19 protein-coding genes are annotated in these 18248 nt (G+C 66.0%); 8 read left to right on the forward strand and 11 right to left on the reverse strand.

Going from position 1 to position 18248, the window contains the following annotated elements:
• The first annotated feature begins 168 nt into the window (after positions 1-168).
• The 3 genes from AC3WS4_RS10400 to AC3WS4_RS10410 are packed head-to-tail and all read left to right on the forward strand — an operon-like array spanning position 169 to position 2145.
• The gene (locus AC3WS4_RS10400) at positions 169-477 is read left to right on the forward strand and encodes a hypothetical protein (RefSeq protein ID WP_056348204.1); all 309 of its coding nucleotides are present in this window, start codon (positions 169-171) and stop codon (positions 475-477) included.
• A gap of 59 nt (positions 478-536) precedes the next feature.
• Positions 537-1382: an MNIO family bufferin maturase gene (gene bufB, locus AC3WS4_RS10405; protein WP_492739007.1), complete on the forward strand. Its 846-nt coding sequence runs from the start codon at positions 537-539 to the stop codon at positions 1380-1382.
• Positions 1375-2145 (forward strand): HvfC/BufC family peptide modification chaperone, encoded by a 771-nt coding sequence (locus AC3WS4_RS10410; protein WP_492739004.1) that lies wholly within the window; start codon positions 1375-1377, stop codon positions 2143-2145. Before bufB ends, AC3WS4_RS10410 begins: the two co-directional genes overlap by 8 nt.
• On the opposite strand, the gene AC3WS4_RS10415 is transcribed toward AC3WS4_RS10410, so the two are convergent.
• Entirely contained in the window at positions 2142-3176 is a 1035-nt protein-coding gene (locus AC3WS4_RS10415) for a fatty acid desaturase family protein (RefSeq protein WP_492739001.1), read from the reverse strand. The two genes, AC3WS4_RS10410 and AC3WS4_RS10415, sit on opposite strands and share 4 nt — an antisense overlap.
• Before the next feature lie 154 nt (positions 3177-3330).
• Between AC3WS4_RS10415 and AC3WS4_RS10420 the strand changes: the two genes are divergently transcribed.
• Positions 3331-5967 carry an EAL domain-containing protein gene (locus tag AC3WS4_RS10420; RefSeq protein WP_492738999.1) on the forward strand — a complete coding sequence of 879 codons (2637 nt, stop codon included), beginning with the start codon at positions 3331-3333 and terminating at the stop codon, positions 5965-5967.
• A gap of 107 nt (positions 5968-6074) precedes the next feature.
• Here AC3WS4_RS10420 and AC3WS4_RS10425 read toward each other — a convergent pair whose 3' ends face one another.
• The 4 genes from AC3WS4_RS10425 to AC3WS4_RS10440 form a co-directional block, all read right to left on the reverse strand.
• On the reverse strand, positions 6075-7346 hold the full coding sequence (locus tag AC3WS4_RS10425) for a metal-dependent hydrolase family protein (protein ID WP_492738997.1): 1272 nt from the start codon (positions 7344-7346) through the stop codon (positions 6075-6077).
• 119 nt (positions 7347-7465) lie between these two features.
• The gene (locus AC3WS4_RS10430) at positions 7466-8413 is read right to left on the reverse strand and encodes an RcnB family protein (protein ID WP_492738993.1); all 948 of its coding nucleotides are present in this window, start codon (positions 8411-8413) and stop codon (positions 7466-7468) included.
• 137 nt (positions 8414-8550) lie between these two features.
• The gene (locus tag AC3WS4_RS10435) at positions 8551-9096 is read right to left on the reverse strand and encodes a (2Fe-2S)-binding protein (RefSeq protein WP_492738991.1); all 546 of its coding nucleotides are present in this window, start codon (positions 9094-9096) and stop codon (positions 8551-8553) included.
• A gap of 27 nt (positions 9097-9123) precedes the next feature.
• Positions 9124-9888: a class II aldolase/adducin family protein gene (locus tag AC3WS4_RS10440; RefSeq protein ID WP_054729410.1), complete on the reverse strand. Its 765-nt coding sequence runs from the start codon at positions 9886-9888 to the stop codon at positions 9124-9126.
• A gap of 304 nt (positions 9889-10192) precedes the next feature.
• On the opposite strand from AC3WS4_RS10440, the gene AC3WS4_RS10445 reads away from it, so the two are divergent.
• From AC3WS4_RS10445 to AC3WS4_RS10460, 4 genes are all read left to right on the forward strand, one after another.
• Entirely contained in the window at positions 10193-12115 is a 1923-nt protein-coding gene (locus AC3WS4_RS10445) for a YadA-like family protein (RefSeq protein WP_187669051.1), read from the forward strand.
• Between the two features lie 63 nt (positions 12116-12178).
• Positions 12179-12742 (forward strand): hypothetical protein, encoded by a 564-nt coding sequence (locus AC3WS4_RS10450; RefSeq protein ID WP_492738988.1) that lies wholly within the window; start codon positions 12179-12181, stop codon positions 12740-12742.
• 184 nt (positions 12743-12926) lie between these two features.
• Positions 12927-13133: a 30S ribosomal protein S21 gene (gene rpsU, locus AC3WS4_RS10455; RefSeq protein ID WP_037510267.1), complete on the forward strand. Its 207-nt coding sequence runs from the start codon at positions 12927-12929 to the stop codon at positions 13131-13133.
• A gap of 180 nt (positions 13134-13313) precedes the next feature.
• Positions 13314-13835, forward strand: coding sequence for an FKBP-type peptidyl-prolyl cis-trans isomerase (locus AC3WS4_RS10460; protein ID WP_187138852.1), 522 nt, complete (start codon positions 13314-13316; stop codon positions 13833-13835).
• Between the two features lie 248 nt (positions 13836-14083).
• Here AC3WS4_RS10460 and AC3WS4_RS10465 read toward each other — a convergent pair whose 3' ends face one another.
• Genes AC3WS4_RS10465 through pyrE form a run of 6 tightly spaced genes read right to left on the reverse strand, consistent with a single transcriptional unit; the run spans position 14084 to position 18068 of the window.
• Positions 14084-15175: an AI-2E family transporter gene (locus AC3WS4_RS10465; protein ID WP_492738985.1), complete on the reverse strand. Its 1092-nt coding sequence runs from the start codon at positions 15173-15175 to the stop codon at positions 14084-14086.
• Positions 15176-15194: 19 nt separating this feature from the next.
• Positions 15195-16046 carry a signal peptidase I gene (lepB, locus tag AC3WS4_RS10470; RefSeq protein ID WP_492738983.1) on the reverse strand — a complete coding sequence of 284 codons (852 nt, stop codon included), beginning with the start codon at positions 16044-16046 and terminating at the stop codon, positions 15195-15197.
• A 12-nt stretch (positions 16047-16058) separates the two neighbouring features.
• Positions 16059-16460 (reverse strand): holo-ACP synthase, encoded by a 402-nt coding sequence (gene acpS, locus AC3WS4_RS10475; RefSeq protein ID WP_492738981.1) that lies wholly within the window; start codon positions 16458-16460, stop codon positions 16059-16061.
• Positions 16457-16747: a hypothetical protein gene (locus AC3WS4_RS10480; protein ID WP_492738979.1), complete on the reverse strand. Its 291-nt coding sequence runs from the start codon at positions 16745-16747 to the stop codon at positions 16457-16459. The genes acpS and AC3WS4_RS10480 overlap by 4 nt, the downstream gene beginning before the upstream one ends.
• Positions 16744-17490, reverse strand: a complete 747-nt coding sequence (locus AC3WS4_RS10485; protein WP_056348172.1) for a pyridoxine 5'-phosphate synthase — start codon at positions 17488-17490, stop codon at positions 16744-16746. The genes AC3WS4_RS10480 and AC3WS4_RS10485 overlap by 4 nt, the downstream gene beginning before the upstream one ends.
• Positions 17487-18068: an orotate phosphoribosyltransferase gene (gene pyrE, locus AC3WS4_RS10490; protein WP_187138848.1), complete on the reverse strand. Its 582-nt coding sequence runs from the start codon at positions 18066-18068 to the stop codon at positions 17487-17489. Before pyrE ends, AC3WS4_RS10485 begins: the two co-directional genes overlap by 4 nt.
• Positions 18069-18248 lie beyond the last annotated feature (180 nt).

The raw sequence follows: 18248 nt of genomic DNA on the forward strand, positions 1-18248 counted from the left end.
GAACGGGATGATCTTCGACCCCGCGACGACCGAAAAGGACCGCGCGGGGCAGTTTTTCTTTCGCCTGTGATCGAGATCATGCCAATATCCTCCCGGGTCGTGTGACAAAGGCCAAGGGGCAATGATTCGCCCCACCTTTATTCTGACAATCAAGGGAAGGACGATCTCATGACCAACAAACTTGCCGGGCTGATCGCGGCTTCGGCCACCGCGCTGGCCCTGTCGGGCGCCGCTCTGGCCGCCGATCCGCCGGCCGCCGCCAAGAAGGTTGGCGCGAACGACGAGGTCAAATGCTATGGCGTCAACAGCTGCAAGGGCACGTCGGATTGCAAGACCGAAGCGAGTTCGTGCAAGAGCGCGTCGGGCTGCAGCACCGCGGGCAACAGCTGCAAGGGCGCCAATGCCTGCAAGGGCAAGGGGTACAAGAAGGTCGCGGCCAGCAAGTGCCTTGCCGACGGCGGCACGATCGGCGCCTGATTTCCGCTCGGCAGGTCCGGCGCCGCCGGGCCTGCCGATTGGAATTTGAAGGGACGCCCATGGACGACCGCAAAACGGCGCCATCGCCGGGCTTCGGGCTCGGCCTGCGCCCCGATCATTACCCCGAGTTCCTGGCCGGACCGCAAGCGGTCGACTGGCTCGAGATCATCTCCGAAAATTACATGGTGCCCGGCGGCAAGCCGATGGCGATGCTCGATACGATCCGCGCCGATTATCTGATGGTGATGCACGGGGTGTCGTTGTCGATCGGGTCGGACGAGCCGATCGACAGGACTTATCTGGCCGAGCTGAAGACGCTCGCGGCGCGGGTCGAGCCTTTGTGGATCTCGGACCATCTGTGCTGGACCGGGATCAACGCGCACAACAGCCACGACCTGCTGCCACTGCCCTATGACGCGCCCGCGCTGGCGTGCGTCGTCGACAATATCGCCCGCGTGCAGGACTATCTTGGCCGGCGCATCCTGATCGAAAATCCGTCGAGCTATGTCACCTTCCGTTCCTCGGACCGCAGCGAATGGGATTTCCTCGCCGACATGGCGGTGCGCGCCGATTGCCTGTTGCTGCTCGACGTCAACAATATCTACGTCAGCGCGCGCAACCATGGCTTCGACCCGCTCGATTATCTCGCCGGCCTGCCGGGGGATCGCATCCAGCAAATCCACCTCGCCGGCCATAGCGACATGGGCGACTATGTCATCGACACCCACGATGCCGACGTCTGCGATGCGGTGTGGGACCTCTATGCGCAGGCGTGCCGCATGTTCGGCCCCGTCGCGACGATGATCGAGCGCGACGACGACATTCCGCCGCTTGCCGACGTCATCGCCGAACTCGACCGCGCGCGGTCCCTCGCCGCGCGGGTGTTGGAGCCGGTGCATGGTTGAGGCGTTGCGCGATGTGCAGGCGCGATTCCTCGCCGGGGTGATGTCCGGCGATGCGGAGGCCGAGGCGCTGATTGTCGACGACAACCGCGTCGGCGCGGCGCGGCGGCTCGACATTTATCGCAACAATTACCGCGCCAGCCTGCGCGACGTGCTCGCCGACCATTTCGAGCGCGTCCACGCCTGGCTCGGCGATGATCAGTTCGACAATCTGGCCGACGCCTATGTCACTGCGCATCCGTCGCTCACGCGCAATTTACGTTATTATGGCGGCGAATTTCCGGCGTTTCTGGCGCAGCATTATCCCGCCGACGGCGAGTTGGCGGAACTGGCCGCCCTCGACTGGGCGCTGCGGAGCGCGTTCGACGCCGCCGATGCGGCGCCGCTCGATGCCGCAGCGGTCGGCGCGCTCGGCGAAGGCTGGATCGACCGGCGGCTGACGCTTCATCCGGCGGCGCAGGTGCTGCGCCAGTGCCACAACAGCCGCGCGATCTGGAGCGCGCTCGACGAGGGCGAGGCGCCGCCCGACGCGGTGTCGCTCGCGGTGCCGGTGCGGCTGCTGATATGGCGCCGCGGCGTCCAGTCGCAGTTCCGCACGCTGTCGGAGGGGGAGGCCGATGCCTTGGCGCTGTTCGAAGCGGGCGCCAGCTTCACCGATCTCAGCGCCGCGGCGATTGCGGGAATGGGTGAGGATGCGGCGATGCAGGCGCTGGCCGGGTGGCTCGCGCAATGGCTTGCCGACGGGGTGCTGGTGCTCGCGGATTAGGCGCGAACCGCCGTCACCTGCCGCAATACGCTGAAATAGCCCGGCGCGATCGTCATCGCCTCGTGCCGCCCGGCGCGGCCGAGCGCGGCATGGACCTGCGGCAGGCGATAACAGGGGACGCCCATGAACAGGTGATGCTCGGCGTGATAATTGACCCAGTAGGGCGCGACTGTTGCGCGCGCCAGCCAGCCGGCGTGCGTCGTGCGGGCATGGGTGAAGGGATCGTCGCTGCCGGTGGTCGTGCAGGCATGTTCGGCGATGTTGCGGATGCGCAGATAAAGCTGGAACGTCGTCGCCAGCCCCGCGAGCCAGAGCAGATACGGCGTCCAACCGTAGAGCGCGAGTGACAGCGCCAGCAGCACCGCCTGGACGAGCAGGAAACGTCCGACCGCGCGCGTCACCGCCATCGCACCCGCGACGTCGACCGTGGGTGACGTCATGCCGTCGTCGGATTGCTTGTTGAAGGGTGTACCGGCCTTGGTACTCGCGCCCTTCTTTTCGGGCTTCTCGCCGCGTAGCATCGCCTTCAGCCCGACAAGCGCGAAGCCGAACTGCGCGACGCGCTGCTTGAAAAATGTCTGGCCGGTCAGGTCGCGCGCCACCTTGCGTCCCAGGCTGGCGCGGGTGGTGGGGAAGGGCTTCGACAGCGACAGGTCGGGATCCTCGGGCTGCTGGGTGAATTTGTGATGCTGCAGATGATAGGTGCGATACGCGATAAGGTCCGATCCCACCGCGGCGCCGGTCAGCCAGTCACCGAGGAAATTGTTGAGTTTTCGGTTCGGATGCAGCGCGCCGTGCGCGGCGTCGTGCATCAGGATCGCGAAGCCGAGTTGGCGCCCGCCGACGAGGATGATCGCCGCGAGCCATGCCAGGGGATTCTGGAGCCAGGCCGCGAGGCCGATCACCGCGATGCTGACGATCCACCCGTGCGCGACGAGCCAGATTCCGCGCCACGCCGAGGCGCGGGTGATCGCGGCCCATTCGGCGCGGTCGAAGAATCGGTCGGGCGGCAAGAGGCGAACGGCAGGCATGGTGCGACTATAATCGGTTTCACACGAAAACCCAATCCCTCCCATTATGGAGCAATTCCGGGGATTTACGGATCGGAGGGATAAGGTTTTGGAAACCCCTTTCTGGCACGGAATGCCGCAAGGACCGACTAAAGCAGGAACGGCGGGATTGGGGTTGAAGCGGGCCATCGTGCGACCGGAGAATAGCGAGCCGTCGTTCGACGGATCGCTGTTCGAATCGCCGGAATTCGTGACACGCCTGACGCGCGTCGCGCAGCTGTGGCACTATGTGCTGGTCAGCCGCGCGCTCGTCTATTTCGCCTGCGCTTTTTTTCCTGGCCTTCCCGGCTTTTTCGATCGTCCGTCGCAATGGCTGGTCCTGGCGCTCGGCATCGGCTGCGATCTGGTGCTGACGGTGATCGGCCAGCTGTCGCGTGCGCCGGGCAATGCGCTGGCGCGGCGCACCATCGTGTGGGGCACGTCGTGCATGACGCTGATCGCGCTCGGCACCTTGCTGACCAGCATCGCGATGTTCGTTTCTTCGCCGTCGGCCGACGCCACGCCCTATGTCGACGCCTTTGCCGCGATCCGCATCGGGGCCGTGCTCGTCGCGGCGGCGGCGGTGGCGATCGCGCGCCCGGCCTTTTTCGCCTTTGCCGGCGCGACCGCGCTCGGCGGGGCGATCGGCAAGGCGTCGATGCCCTTCGCCTTCGCCGCGATGATCTTTCTCTTCCTGCTGATCGTCATGGTCCGCGAGGATGCGCGGCACCAGCGGCGTACCGAGCGCGCGAACCGGAGGACGATCAGCGACCAGCAACGCGCGCTCAACCTGGTGCGCGACTTCGAACGCGCCGGGCGCGGCTGGTTCTGGGAAACCGACCGCCACGGCCAGCTCGTCTATATCTCGCCGACGGTGGCGGCCAAGCTCGGCCGTGCGCCGAGCGACCTGCGCGGCAAGCCGTTCACCGACATCATCCGCAAACGCATCGGCAATGACGAAAGCGAGGAACGGACCCTCGGCTTCAGCCTGTCGTCGCGCACCCCGTTCAAGGAACTGACGGTGCAGGCGGCGGTGCCGGGCGAGGAGCGCTGGTGGTCGATCTCGGGCCACCCGATCAGCAACGAGCTCGGCAATTTCCAGGGGTTTCGCGGCAGCGGCACCGACCTCACCGAAAAGAAGAAGTCCGAGCGCGAGATCAACCAGCTCGCGCGCTACGACGTGCTGACCGGGCTCGCCAACCGGCTGCATATCACCGACCTGCTCGAACGCGCGCTGAAGAACCATATTGGCCAGCCGCAGCCGTGCGCGCTGCTGCTAATGGACCTCGACCGCTTCAAGGCGGTGAACGACACGCTCGGCCATCCGGTCGGCGACCAGTTGCTGCAGCAGGTCGCGGCGCGGCTCGCGCAGATCGTTGGCGACCGCGGCCAGGTCGGGCGGCTCGGCGGCGACGAATTCCAGATCGTGCTGCCGCAGATCACCCACGCCGACAAGCTCGCCAACATCGCCAATGCGGTCATCCTCAGCCTCGCCAAGCCGTTTGCGATCGAGGGCGAACAGGTGCGGGTCGGCTCGTCGATCGGCATCGCGGTGTCCGAAGGGGCGGGGGTGTCGTCGGCGGCGCTGGTGCGCAACGCCGACCTCGCGCTCTATGCCGCCAAGGATGCCGGGCGCGGCGTATATCGCTTCTATGCCGACGCGATGCACAACCAGGCCAGCGAGCGCAAGGCGATCGAGGACGCACTGCGCGACGCATTGGCGAAGGACGAACTCAAGCTCGTCTACCAGCCGATCGTCGATGTAGCGAGCGAGCGCATCTCGGGATTCGAAGCGCTGATCCGCTGGCAGCGCGGCGACGAGGCGATGATCAGCCCGTCGAAATTCATTCCGATCGCCGAGGAATCGAACCTGATCGTGCCGATCGGCGAGTGGATCATCCGCTCGGCCTGCGCGTCGATCGCCCGGCTTGGCCCCGACTATCGCATCGCGGTCAATGTTTCGCCGCGCCAGTTCGCCAACGACAAATTGCCGGCGACGATCATGAGCGCGGTATCGGCAGCGGGCATCCGTCCCGAACAACTAGAACTCGAAATCACCGAGGGCGTGTTCCTCGACGAAAGCGCCGAGAATCTGGAGATGTTCCAGCGGCTGAAACGCACCGGGGTGCGGCTGGCGCTCGACGATTTCGGCACCGGCTATTCGGCGCTCGGCTATCTGAAGAAGGCGCCGTTCGACAAGATCAAGATCGACCAGAGCTTTGTGCGCGGCGCCGCCGACAAGAACAGCATGAACGCCGCGATCATCTCGTCGATCGTCGGGCTGGCGGCGGCGCTCAAGATGGAGACCACCGCCGAGGGGGTCGAAACCCACGACGATCTCGACCTGATCCGCGGACTCGGATGCAGCCACGTCCAGGGCTATATCTATGGGCGCCCGATGAGCCTCGACGAAGCGGTCGCGCTGCTGCGTGCCGATGGTGGCCGGGTCGTCGCGCAGGGGTACAAGAGCGCGCGCGAGACGCGCAGCCGCACCTTCCGCACGATTCAGGTCGAGAGCGGCGGGCATCGCTATGAGGCGATCGTCCGCAACCTGTCGACGCGCGGCGCGCTGATCGAGGGGCTGTGGAACGTGCCCGCGGGCACCGGATTTCGCCTCGAATTCGGCCCCGACCTTGTGCTCGATGCCGAGGCGCGCTGGTCCGATCAAAACCGCGTCGGGGTGCAATTCGCGCAGGCGGTCGAGATCACGGCGCTGATCGGCGGAAGCGTGGCGGGGCAGTCGGTACGCGCGCGGATCGAACGCGCGGCGTGATGGCCTGCGCCCGCGCTGCTGCGTGGGTGGGTGGTGGAGTCGGCTTCGGGGTGGGGAGCGGCTAACCCCATTAAAGAATGGCGGTTTACGCCCGAAGCCGCTGAAAACTAGTCCGCGATCCGCCCGCGCACCATCACCCAGTCGACCTTTTCCAGCGTGCGCACGTCGGTCAGCGGATCGCCCGACACCGCGATCAGGTCGGCCGACATGCCCGGCGCGATGCGGCCGATTTCATTTTCCATCGACAGCGCCTTCGCCGCGACGGTCGTGGCCGCCGCGACCGCTTCGCGCGGGGTCAGGCCGTTCGCCACCAGCAGCGCGAATTCGCCGGCGTTGCGGCCATGGTCGAACACCCCGGCATCGGTGCCGAAGGCGACGGGGACGCCCAGCGCCTTGGCGCGGGTCACCGCCTTGCCGACGCTGCCCATCGTCATGCGGACTTTTTCCTCGACGGTCGGGGTATAGATGCCCTTGCCCAGCCGCTCCTTGATCCCCTCGAACGCCATCAGCGTCGGGACCAGATAGGTGCCCTTGGCCTTCATCACCTTCAGCGCGGCGTCGTCGGCGAAGGTGCCATGGTCGATGGTATCGATGCCCGCCGCAGCGGCATCCTCGATGCCGCGCGCGCCGTGCGCATGCGCCATCACCTTCAGCCCCAGCGAGTGCGCGGTGGTCGCGATGCTGTCGAGTTCGGCGCGGCTGAAATGGCCCTCAAGCCCGCGGCCCTGCTGCGACAGCACGCCGCCGGTCGCGGTGATCTTGATGATGTCGGCGCCGGCGCGCGACGCCTTGCGCACCTTTTCGGCGCATTCGACCGCGCCGGTGCAGGTATAGCCCTGATCGAGCACGCCATGGACGTCCTCGCGAAAGCCGGTGACGTCGCCGTGACCGCCGACGATCGACAGTGCCGGGCCGGCGGCGATGATGCGCGGACCGGTGATGAAACCGGCGGCGGTGCCGCGGCGCAGCGAGAAGGCGGTATATTGTGCCGAGCCCGCCTCGCGCACCGTGGTGAAGCCGGCGCGCAGCGTGATGCCGGCATTTTTGACGCCGACGACGACGCCCCATTCGTCGGGATCGACCGCTTCGCTACGATAATCGCCGCCCGGGTCGCCGGTGAGGTGGACGTGGAGGTCGATCAGGCCGGGAAGCAGCGTCTTGTCGCCTAGGTCGACGATCTCCGCATCGGCGGGAGCGGGGCTGCGGCCCGCGCTGATCGAAGTGATGCGGTCGTCGGTGACGGTGACGGTCGAGGCACCGAGCGCGGGCTTGTCGGCGTCGGTGATGACATGGCCGGCGTAGATGACGGTGGTTTTCGCAAAAGCCGCGCTGCCCATGAGCGCGAGCGTCGCCGCGGCGACGAGTCCGAGTTTACGCATCCGATTTTCCCCTGCTTTGTCCCTTCATCGTGGCGCGCCGGGCGGGGGAGGGCAAGCGCATAAAAAGAGGGGCCGGTTGACCGGCCCCTCAGTTTGCCATCTGATAATCGAAAGGAATATTACCAGAAGAAATCGTAGATCACGTCGACCACTTCGCCGCTGTAGGTGTCGACGAGCAGCGCATCGTCATAATAGCGGACCCAGCGATACCCGCCATAGGCCGGCGGCAGGCGGTAATAGCCCGGATCGTTGATCCAGTAACGCTGGCCATAGAAGAGCGAGCCGAGCGTGAAGCCAACGCTGAACCGCGTGTAATTGCGGCCGCGATAGGGGTTGTAATAGCGCGGCAGGCGATAGTTGTTGCCGTAGCGCTGGCGATAGTCGCGCCAGTTGTAGCGGTTGTCGTTGCGCCAGCCACGGTTCCAGTTGTTGTCGTGGCGTCCGTCGCGATAGCGGCGATCGGCATAGCCGTCGCGGTTCCGGTCGTAGCGGCGGTCGACGCGGTTGTTGTCGTTGCGATCCCAGCGGCGATCGAGGTCGCCGTTGCGATTGCGGTCGTAACGCCGGTCGACCTGGCCATTGCGGTTACGGTCCCACTGGCGGTCGACCTGACCGTCGCGGTTGCGATCCCACTGGCGGTCGGTGCGGCCGTCGCGATTGCGGTCATAGGTGCCGCGGTTGCGGTCCTGACGCGGGCGCTGATCCTGGCCTTGCCACTGCTGGCGCGGAGCCTGTTGACGCTGGACCTGCGGACGCTGACCCTGGACCTGACCGCCGCGATCGCGGTTGCCCGACCAGTCGCGGCGTTGCGGCTGCTGTCCCTGCGGGCGCTGGCCTTGCTGACGCTGTACCTGCTGGCGTTGCACCTGCGGCTGCACCTGCGGGCGCGGTGCCTGCTGGCGCTGACCGCGCTGGTCGCCGCCACCGCCGCGCTGGGCACGGTTGCCGCGATCCCCGCGGTCGCCGCGCTGCGCCTGTTGCTGGCCATCGCGGCCCTGTGCGAACACCGGGGCGATCGGGGTCAGCATCGTCGCGGCGATCAGCAATCCTCCGATAAACTTCTTCATCTGCCATACTCCTCGGTTTCCCATGGGCGACGGATAGCCGACCGGGAAGATGAACCGATATTTACCGTCGGCAATATGAGTCATGGCTGAACCATGATGTTGCCTGCGGTTCAGCTAGATGAACGGTGCGAAAGCGTTTAATGGTCCGGCGGCGCGCGCATCGCCGGAACGGCGCCGGCGGCGTCCTGCGGGCGGATGCCCGGCGGCGGCGCGGCGGCGATGCGTTCCTCGCCGCGCAGCACGCGCCCGGCGCGCCTGATCGCGCCGCGGATGCGCGGATAAGTGCCGCAGCGGCAGATGTTGGTCATCGCCGCGTCGATCTCGGTATCGCTCGGATTGCTGTTGGTGCGCAGCAACGCCGCCGCCGCCATGATCATGCCCGACTGGCAGAAGCCGCATTGCGGCACCTGTTCGGCGACCCACGCTTGCTGCACCGGATGGCTGCGGTCGCGGGTCAGCCCCTCGATCGTGGTGACGAAACGGCCTTCGCACTCCGCAATGGTGACCAGGCAACTGCGGATCGCCTCGCCGTCGATGTCGACGGTGCACGCGCCGCATTCGCCGGTGCCGCAGCCATATTTGGTCCCGGTCAGGTTCGACGCGTCGCGCAGCGCCCACAGCAGGGGCGTTTCGGGATCCATGCGATATTCGACCGGGCGGTCGTTGACCGAAAAGCGCGTCATGCCGCCCCTGTTAGCCGAATGGCGGGATTAGTCACGCCAGCTCGTGTCGATCTTGTCGACCTTGCGCACCATCGCGTCGAATTCAGCCTTGCCCGACTGGCCGGGGATCGCCGCCATATACAGGTCGCGCTGGTGGACCTTGATCACCTCTTCGTCGACCAGGATCGGCTTGCCCATGCTCATCGTCGCAAGCTGGATTTCGCACGCGCGCTGCAGCGCCCAATATTTGATGAAGGCGTCGGAGAGCGACTTGCCCATCACCACCGGGCCATGGTTGCGCAGCATCAGGATGCGCTTGTTGCCGAGATGCTCGACGAGCCGTTCGCCCTCTTCCTCGCGCACCGTCACGCCCTCGAAATCATGATAAGCGAGCTGGCCCATGAAGTTGCAGGCATAGAAGTTCGTCGGCTGCAGCCCGCCCTCGAGTCCGCACACTGCCATCGTCGCGGTGGTGTGGGTGTGGATGATCGCATGCGCGTCGGGCAGGACGCGGTGGAACAGGCTGTGCTGGACAAAACCCGCCTTGTTGACGTGCCAGGGATTATCCTCGTCCAGCTTGTTGCCGTCGATGTCGATCTTGATCAGGCTCGACGCGGTCACTTCGCTGAAATGCATGCCATAGGGATTGATCAGGAAGGCGCCTTCCTGGTCCTCCAGCTTCACCGTGATGTGGTTGAAGATCATCTCGTCCCAGCCCATCATCGCGAAGATGCGGTAACAGGCGGCGAGTTCCTGCCGCGCCGTCCACTCGGCTTCGCTATATTTGCTGTTGCGCTTCAGCTGGGTCGCCATGGCCTGATCCTCTCGCAGTCGGTTTCGTTGTGCCACCTATGCCACAGCCGCGCCGGTTCGCACAATCCCGCGAAGTCGCGCGGCGAACTGGTTAACAAGAGCGATAAAACGTTGACCTTGCGGCGGTTAGTTGTCAGTCTTCGAATCAGGGTCGAGCTGCGGGGCTTCCATTTGTCCAAAAGAGACAATGTGGTCCGCCGGCGTGTGTGCGCTTGGTCGATCCGACCATCCTCTTCATGTCGGTTGCAGTGCATCTTTTCGCGGTGCGGCCTCCTGCTGCCCGCGCAATGGGGAGTGAGGAACAATGCGTTATACGGTGAAACTGTCCGCGTCTGCGATGGCGCTGGCGGCCTATGCCGCTTTCTCGGCGGCGCCCGCGCAGGCCGAAACCTGCCTGCTCGACAGCGATAACGACGGCGTCGTGTCGGCTGGCGACACCGATGGCGGTGCCATCTCGGGCAACAACACGCAGCTTGCCTGCGGTCCGAACGCGCGTACGACCGGCAATGGTTCGACGGCGGTGGGTTCGGGGGCAACCGCCACCAACACCGGTTCGACCGCGGTCGGCCAGAATGCGACCGCGAACGACCGCAGCACCGCGATCGGCCGCTCGAGTACCGCGACCGGCCAGACCAGCGTCGCGATCGGCAACCTGGCATCGGCGACCGATGAAGATGCCGTCGCGATTGGCGAACAGGCGCAGGCCACGGGCTTCCACTCGACCTCGGTCGGCGCCGAATCACTCGCCTCGGGCCGTGGGGCACAGGCGTTCGGCTGGCAATCGGCGGCGACCGGCAACTTCAGTGTCGCGACCGGCCGTCAGGCGCAGGCGACCGGCCTGAACTCGACCGCAGTCGGCGACAATGCCCAGGCGACGGGCGACAACGACACCGCGACCGGCCGCGCTGCGGTCGCTTCGGGCACGTTCAGCGTCGCGACCGGCGCGAGCGCGCAGGCCACCGGCCTCGCCTCGACCGCCAACGGGTCGTTCGCGACCGCGTCGGGCACCTTCTCGAGCGCGGTCGGCGAACTCGCCAACGCCTCGGGCGACCTGTCGAGCGCGCTCGGTTCGAATTCGAACGCGTCGGGCGACGAATCGACGGCGGTCGGTGTGCTGGCGAATGCCACTGGGCTGCAATCGACGGCGGTCGGCACCGGCGCGCAGGCGACCGACGAGGACGCCACCGCCTTTGGGCAGGGCGCCAATGCCTCGGGCTTCCACTCGACGTCGGTCGGCGCCGAATCGGTCGCCTCGGGCCGCGGCGCGCAGGCGTTCGGCTGGCAGGCTTCGGCGACGGGCAACCTCAGCGTCGCCTCGGGCCATCAGGCCAGCGCATCGGGCGCCAACAGCTCAGCCTTCGGCAAGAGCGCGTCCGCCTCGGGCACGACCTCGACCGCCATCGGCAACTTCGCCGCGGCGTCGGACGAGGATGCCGTCGCGGTCGGCGACAATGCCGTGGCCTCGGGCTTCCATTCGACCGCCGTCGGCGGCGAATCGGTCGCTTCGGGTCGCGGTGCGCAGGCATTCGGCTGGCAGGCCATGGCCACGGGCAATCTCAGCCTGGCGGTCGGTCACCAGGCCAATGCGGCGGGCATCAATGCCAGCGCGGTCGGCAAGAATGCCAATGCGGCGTTCGACAATTCGACCGCGCTCGGTTTCGGTGCCACCGCCACGGCGGCGAACCAGGTCGCGCTTGGCGGCGCGGGCAGCGCGGTTCGCGTCGGCGATATCGCGGCGAGCACCGCGGCGCAGACGGGGGCGACCGACGTGATGACGGTCGATGCCAATGGCGTCGTCGGCCGCGACCCGACCGTACGCACCGCGATCGCGGCGAATACGGCGGGCGTTGCCGCGAACAGCGCCGCCATCACGGCCATTCAGGGCGTCAACGCGACGCAGAATGCCAACATCGCGGCCCTGCAGACGTTGACCACGACCCATACCGGGCAGATCAACACGCTGTTCGCGCAGTCGGACGAGAACCGCCGTCAGGCGCGCCTCGCCAACGAAGGCGTCGCGCTGGCGCTGTCGATGGAAACCCCGGCGCTGCCGGCCGATGCCAAGTTCGGCATGTCGGGCGGCATCGGTTATTACAACGACCGCACCGCCGGCTCGATCGCGATGACCGCGCGGATCAGCGAGAAGGCCACCTTCTCGGCCGGTGTCGGCGCGGGCTTCGACTCGGGTGAGATCGGTGCGCGTGGCGGCTTCCAGGTCGTCTGGTAAGCCGTAAATGAAAACGGGCGATGCTCCTTGCCAAGGGAGCATCGCCCTTTCATGTTGGGACCTATGAAAAAGCCATCTTCCTTCTCGCGCGGCTGGTCTTCGGCCGCCTTTTCTTTGCCCGCGGCGCTGCTGGTCGCGCTTGCCGCTCCGGCACAGGCGCAGACGGGGGCTGCCGCGCCGCCGCCCGTCGCCGCGATGCCGGTGCCCGGCGACCTCGAACTCGCCAAGCTGATCTGGTCGACGCTGACCGCGATCGACCATGCCAATCAGTCGGGCAATTATTCGGTGCTGCGCGACATATCGTCGCCGTCGTTCCAGCTCGCCAATGATCCGTCGCGGCTGGCGCAAATCTTCGCCTCGCTGCGTGACAATCGCGTCGATCTGTCGAACAGCCTGTTGCTCGCGCCCGTCTATAACGGCGCGCCGCAGGTCGGGGCGGGGAACATCCTGCGCGTGCGCGGCAGTTTCGGGTTGCGCCCGACTGCGGTCGCCTTCGACTTCGAATTTCAGTGGTATAATGGCAAGTGGCGCCTGTTCGGGGTGGCGATTTCGCCGATGCCGCTGGCGACCCAGCAGCCCGGCGGTGGACCCGAAGTTCCGGACGCGCGCCGCAGGGGAGGGCAATAGCCATGTTTCACGCCCCTGCCGCCGCGCAGGGGCTTGCATTTGGCCGCGAATCTGGCTAGTGGCGCTCCCAACGGAACGTCGCGGGTTCGCGGCGCTTCTTTTATTGCCCTTATATCGGCGATTTATGGCGGACCGGCTATCCGGTTGCCGTTCATCGTTGGACGAACCGGAGACGACACGGCACATGCAGATCATCGTTCGCGACAATAATGTCGACCAGGCCCTTCGCGCGCTCAAGAAGAAGCTGCAGCGTGAGGGCGTGTATCGCGAAATGAAGCTGCGCCGTCATTACGAAAAGCCCAGCGAAAAGCGTGCGCGCGAACATGCCGCCGCCGTCCGCCGCGCCCGCAAGATGGAGCGCAAGCGGATGGAGCGCGACGGGATCAAGTAAGACCCGTCCTTCCCGTTCGGGATCCGGATTTGAAAAAGGCGCTGCGGCAACGCGGCGCCTTTTTCGTTGTGCGGCGTGTGTGCAATTGTCGCTGGACCGCTCCGCGCCGCTCCGCCTATAGGCGAGCCGATGTTTTTGCTCCGCCGAAATATGGTGCGGGGGCAGGGGAAGGATCAGAAAATGAGCGTGACGACGGTTCCATTGCGTCCGGTGAGCAAGGGCGGCCTGTGGCTGATGTGGTTCGGCGTCGCTGGGCTGATTGCCGCGGCGATCGCCTTCGCGGTGATGTCGACTCCTCGGATCGGCTTTGAAGTCGTCAAGGAAGGCACGGGCAACAGCCCGACCATGTCCGATGTTGTTCTCGTCAAATATGAAGGCAAGCTCGACGACGGCAAGGTTTTCGACGCCAATGAACAGGCGCCGTTCCAGGTCGCGCAGACCGCGCCGGGCTTTGCCGAGGCGCTGACCCGCATGAAAAAGGGCGGCAAGTACAAGGTCACTATCCCGCCCGCGCTCGGTTATGGCGACAAGGACAATGGCCCGATCCCGGGTGGCAGCACGCTGCATTTCGACGTCGAACTGCTCGAATTCAAGACCGAGGCCGAAGTTCGCGCGATGCAGCAGCAGATGCAGATGATGCAGCAGCAGATGCAGCAACAGCAGATGCAGGGCGCCCCGCCACAGGGCGCACCGCAGCCCTGACCTGGAGCAGGGACTTTCGGGCATTCAAGACGGCGGCGGGTTGATCCTGCCGCCGTTTTTGTTTGGAGCGGTTTTCGGGTGGTAAGTGGACGTCGTCGTATTTCCCGTCGTCATCCCGGACTTGATCCGGGATCCCGCTTTTTTGAGGCATCAACAGGCTTCGATTTCAAGCGGGACCCCGGATCAAGTCCGGGGTGACGAGACGAGAGAGAGGCGAATCTCGGTCGTGAGCGGCCCTGTCGGCCCGGCTACCCCGCCGCCTTTCGCGTCCCCTGCGTCCCCGCATTGCGTTCGGCCTCGCGCTCCAGCGCGACCTTGATCATCGCGACGATCGGGTCGGCGAGGAACAGGCCCATGATGCCGAGCAAAGTGCCGAACAATATCTGCGCTCCCAGCACCAGCGCTGGGGCGAGGTCGACGGTTTGCTTCGCGACCATCGGCACGATCAGATAGCCGTCGACCGTCTGGACGATAAAATAGATGGCGATGGCGGCGAGCCCGGTGTCGGTCCCCGCCGAAAAGCCGACGAGCACCAGCAACACGCCCGACACGATCGCGCCGATGTTGGGGATAAAGGCGAGCAGCCCGGTGAGCAGCCCCATCAGCGCCGCCATCGGGATGCCGACGGCAAGGCAGGCGAGCCAGGTGCCGATCCCCTCGACCAGCATGCCGAGCAGGCGCCCCGCCATCAACCGGCGCAGGGTGAAGCCCATGCGCGCGGTGACGATGTAGAAATTCTCGCGGGCGTTCATCGGCAGCATCCACGCCACCCCGCGCTCATAGAGTCGCGGCTCGATCGCGAGGAAGACGCCGAGCACCAGCACCATGACCAGGCTGGTCAGCGCACCGAGCACGGTCCCGACCGCGGCGGTGACGCGCCCGACGGTCCCGGCCAGATTTTCGGTGATCGTCTTGGTGTCGATCTGCAGATTGCCCATGCCATGCGCGCTGGCCCAGGCGGCGATGCGCTCTACCTGTCCCATCACCACCGTCTGCAGCGTCGCCGCCTGATCGGCGATCTGCGAGCCCGCGAACAGGATGGTCCAGACAAGGAAGGCGACGAGCGAGAGACAGACGATCAGCAGCCGCCAGCCGCGGCCGATCGGCAACACCCGACCCAGCAGGCGGGTACCGCCGTCGAGCATCGCCGCCATGACGACGCCGGCGAAGATCAGCAGGATCGGCTGGATCAGGATGATGCAGACGCCGATCAACAGCGCGAGGCCGAGCCAGACCCCGGCCTTGAGCAATTCGCCGCGGACCGCGTCGCTTCGGATTTCGGTGGGGCCGGGCGCCTCGACGCTGGCCTTGGCTTTCGCCCGTGCGTCAGTCTCGGCCATGCGCTGTGCTCCCCTGTGCCTAACTGCCCTTACGTTCGGGGGTCAGGTCGGTTCCCGCACGGCCCGAGCGCAGCGCCTGGAACCAGCTGATCGGGTTGTACCATTTAGCGGTGCCGTCGGTCGAGAAGGTGATGATCTCGGCGCGGCCCGCGATGACGTCGAACGGCACCGCGCCGCCGAGGCCAAGTTCGCTGACGGGAACCCGGCTGTCGGCGCTGCCGTCGCGGTTGTCGCCCATCAGGAACAAATGGTCCGCCGGGACCTTGTAGGGGCCATATTCGTCGACGCTCGGCCGTTCGCCCATGTCGATGGTGTCATAGGACGCGCCGTTCGGCAGCGTTTCGCGGATGATCGGCAGCACCAGCGTTTCGCGGCCCGATCCGTCGACCTGCCTGAACCGGTCGAGCGCGCTGCCGCCGCCGCCTGACGGCGTATTGGCGTCGACGGGGATGCGCAGGTCGGGCTGCTGTTCGCGCTTCACCGGCTTGCCGTTGATGAACAGCGCGCCGCCCTTCAATTCGATCGTGTCGCCGGGCAGGCCGATGACGCGCTTGATATAGTCGGTGCGGTCGACCGGATGCTCGAGCACCACGATGTCGCCGCGCTCGGGCAGCTTGGCAAAGATGCGGCCTTCCATCCTGGGGAGCAGGTGAAAGCTCGCCGAGGCATAGGACCAGCCATAGGGATATTTGCTGACGATCAGGCGGTCGCCGCTGAGCAACCCGGGCATCATCGAATCGGACGGAATATAAAAGGGCTTGGCGAGCAGGCTGTGGATACCGAGTACCAGCAGCAGGATCACCGCGATATCGCGGATCAGCTTGCCCCAGCTTTCCTCGCCCTTGGCGCCGCCGCTCTTGTTCTTTGCCATGTCGGTCCTTGCCTAGTCCTTCAGTGCTTCGATGATGACGAACGCCTGGGCCCAGGGATGATCGTCGGTCAGTGTCAGGTGGATATGCACTTTATGGCCCGCGGGGATCATCGCCGCCAGCCGTTCGGCCGCGCCGCCGGTCAGTGCCAGCGTCGGCGCGCCCGAGGGGGCGTTGACGACGCCGATGTCCTTCATGAACACGCCGCGCTTGAACCCCGTGCCGACGGCCTTCGAAAAAGCCTCCTTGGCGGCGAAGCGCTTGGCATAGGTGCCCGCACGGGTGAACGGGCGGCGGGCGGCCTTGGCGCGCTCGACGTCGGTGAACACGCGATTCTCGAACCGCTCGCCGAAGCGGTCGAGCGAATTCTGGATACGCTCTATATTACACAGGTCGGAGCCGAGACCGATGATCATGGCATCATCGCCTGGAATGCGATGGGCATGATTGGCAAGCCTGCCAAGCCCAAAAGGGCGCCGATGGCTCGGCTCACCCGAAATGCTACCCACAGCGATGTGCAGGCAAGTGCCATCCCCGCCAAAGCGGGCCACAGCATCTGCATATATTGCCAGGCCGTTGGCGGTTTCGAACCGATTGCCGTCGCGAAAATGGTTGCGACGAACCAGGCTGCGGCCATCAGGATCGTCGGCGCATTGAGCAACGGGGCCCAAAGGATCGTCCCATCGGACTGCTTCGGTTTCATCCGCGCGCCTCGTCCATCAGCGCGCGCATCCGGCGCACGGCGGGGTCGAGGCCGGTAAAGATCGCCTCGCCGATCAGATAATGGCCGATGTTGAGCTCGGCGAGTTGGGGGATCGCGGCGACGGGGATGACATTGTCATAGGTCAGGCCGTGCCCGGCATGCGGCTCGATGCCGTTCTTCCACGCCAGCGCGGCGGCGTCGGCGATCCGGCGCAGTTCGGCGGCGCGTTCCTCGCCCTCGACATGGGCATAACGGCCGGTGTGGAACTCGACGACCGGCGCACGCAGTCGCATCGCGGCTTCGATCTGGCGCGGGTCGGGCTCGATGAACAGGCTGACGCGAATGCCCGCGTCGTTCAGCCGCGCGACGATCGGCGCGAGATGGTTGTGCTGTCCGGCGGCGTCGAGCCCGCCCTCGGTCGTGCGTTCCTCGCGCTTTTCGGGGACGATGCACGCGGCGTGCGGCATATGGCGCAGCGCGATTTCCAGCATTTCCTCGGTCGCCGCCATTTCGAGGTTCAGCGGCAGGTCGGTCGCGGCCTGGATGCGCGCGAGGTCGTCGTCGCGGATATGACGCCGGTCTTCGCGCAGGTGCGCGGTGATGCCGTCGCCGCCGACCGCCGCGACGATCTCGGCCGCGCGGACCGGATCGGGATGCTCGCCGCCGCGCGCATTCCGGATCGTCGCGACATGGTCGATATTGACCCCGAGGCGGAGGCGCCCACCAGATCGTTCAAGATTCAATTCGCGCGGCTCCCCGGCTTCACCGCCTTGGTCTTTGCGAGTTCGGGTGGCAGTTCGTCTTCGGCATAGGTCGGGAAGTTGATCGCGACGAGCGGATAGAAGGGAACGCCAAGGTCGACGCTGCCCGCCGAGCGGTCGACGAGCGCCGCTTCGGCGATCACTTCGCCGCCAGCGTCGGCGACGCACGCCATCGCTTCGCGTGACGACAGGCCGGTTGTGACGACATCCTCGACCATCAGCACCTTGGCACCCGGTGCGATGGTGAAGCCGCGGCGCAGTTCGAAGGTGCCGGTCGGGCGTTCGACGAAGATCGCGGGCTTGCCGAGCGCGCGGCCCATTTCATGGCCGATGATGACGCCGCCCATCGCGGGCGAGACGACGATGTCGATCGCCTGTTTGAGGTCGCGCGGCAGCTTGGCGGCGAGCGCGATCGCGAGCCGTCCGGCCCGCTCGGTGTCCATCAGCACGCGTGCGCACTGGAGATAATATTCGCTGTGCCGCCCGGAGGAGAGCAGGAAATGCCCCTGCAGCAGGGCGTCGGCGGCGCGGAATTCGGCCAGGATGTCGTCGTCGGTCATGGGAGAATGGGTCTTTTGTTCAGGACGTCGTCCATCGGGAACGACGGGGTTTCGACGGGGCAGATTTGCCAGCCGCAAAATAGTGTTAGAGATGCTTGAGGCAAGCGGCAAGCGGGTCTATAGCGCCCGCGAGATTCAGCCAGCCGCCCGGCTGCCGCGACGCATGTCCGGTATCCGCGC

Source organism: Sphingopyxis sp. EU05-FHT14B03, assembly GCF_058790875.1.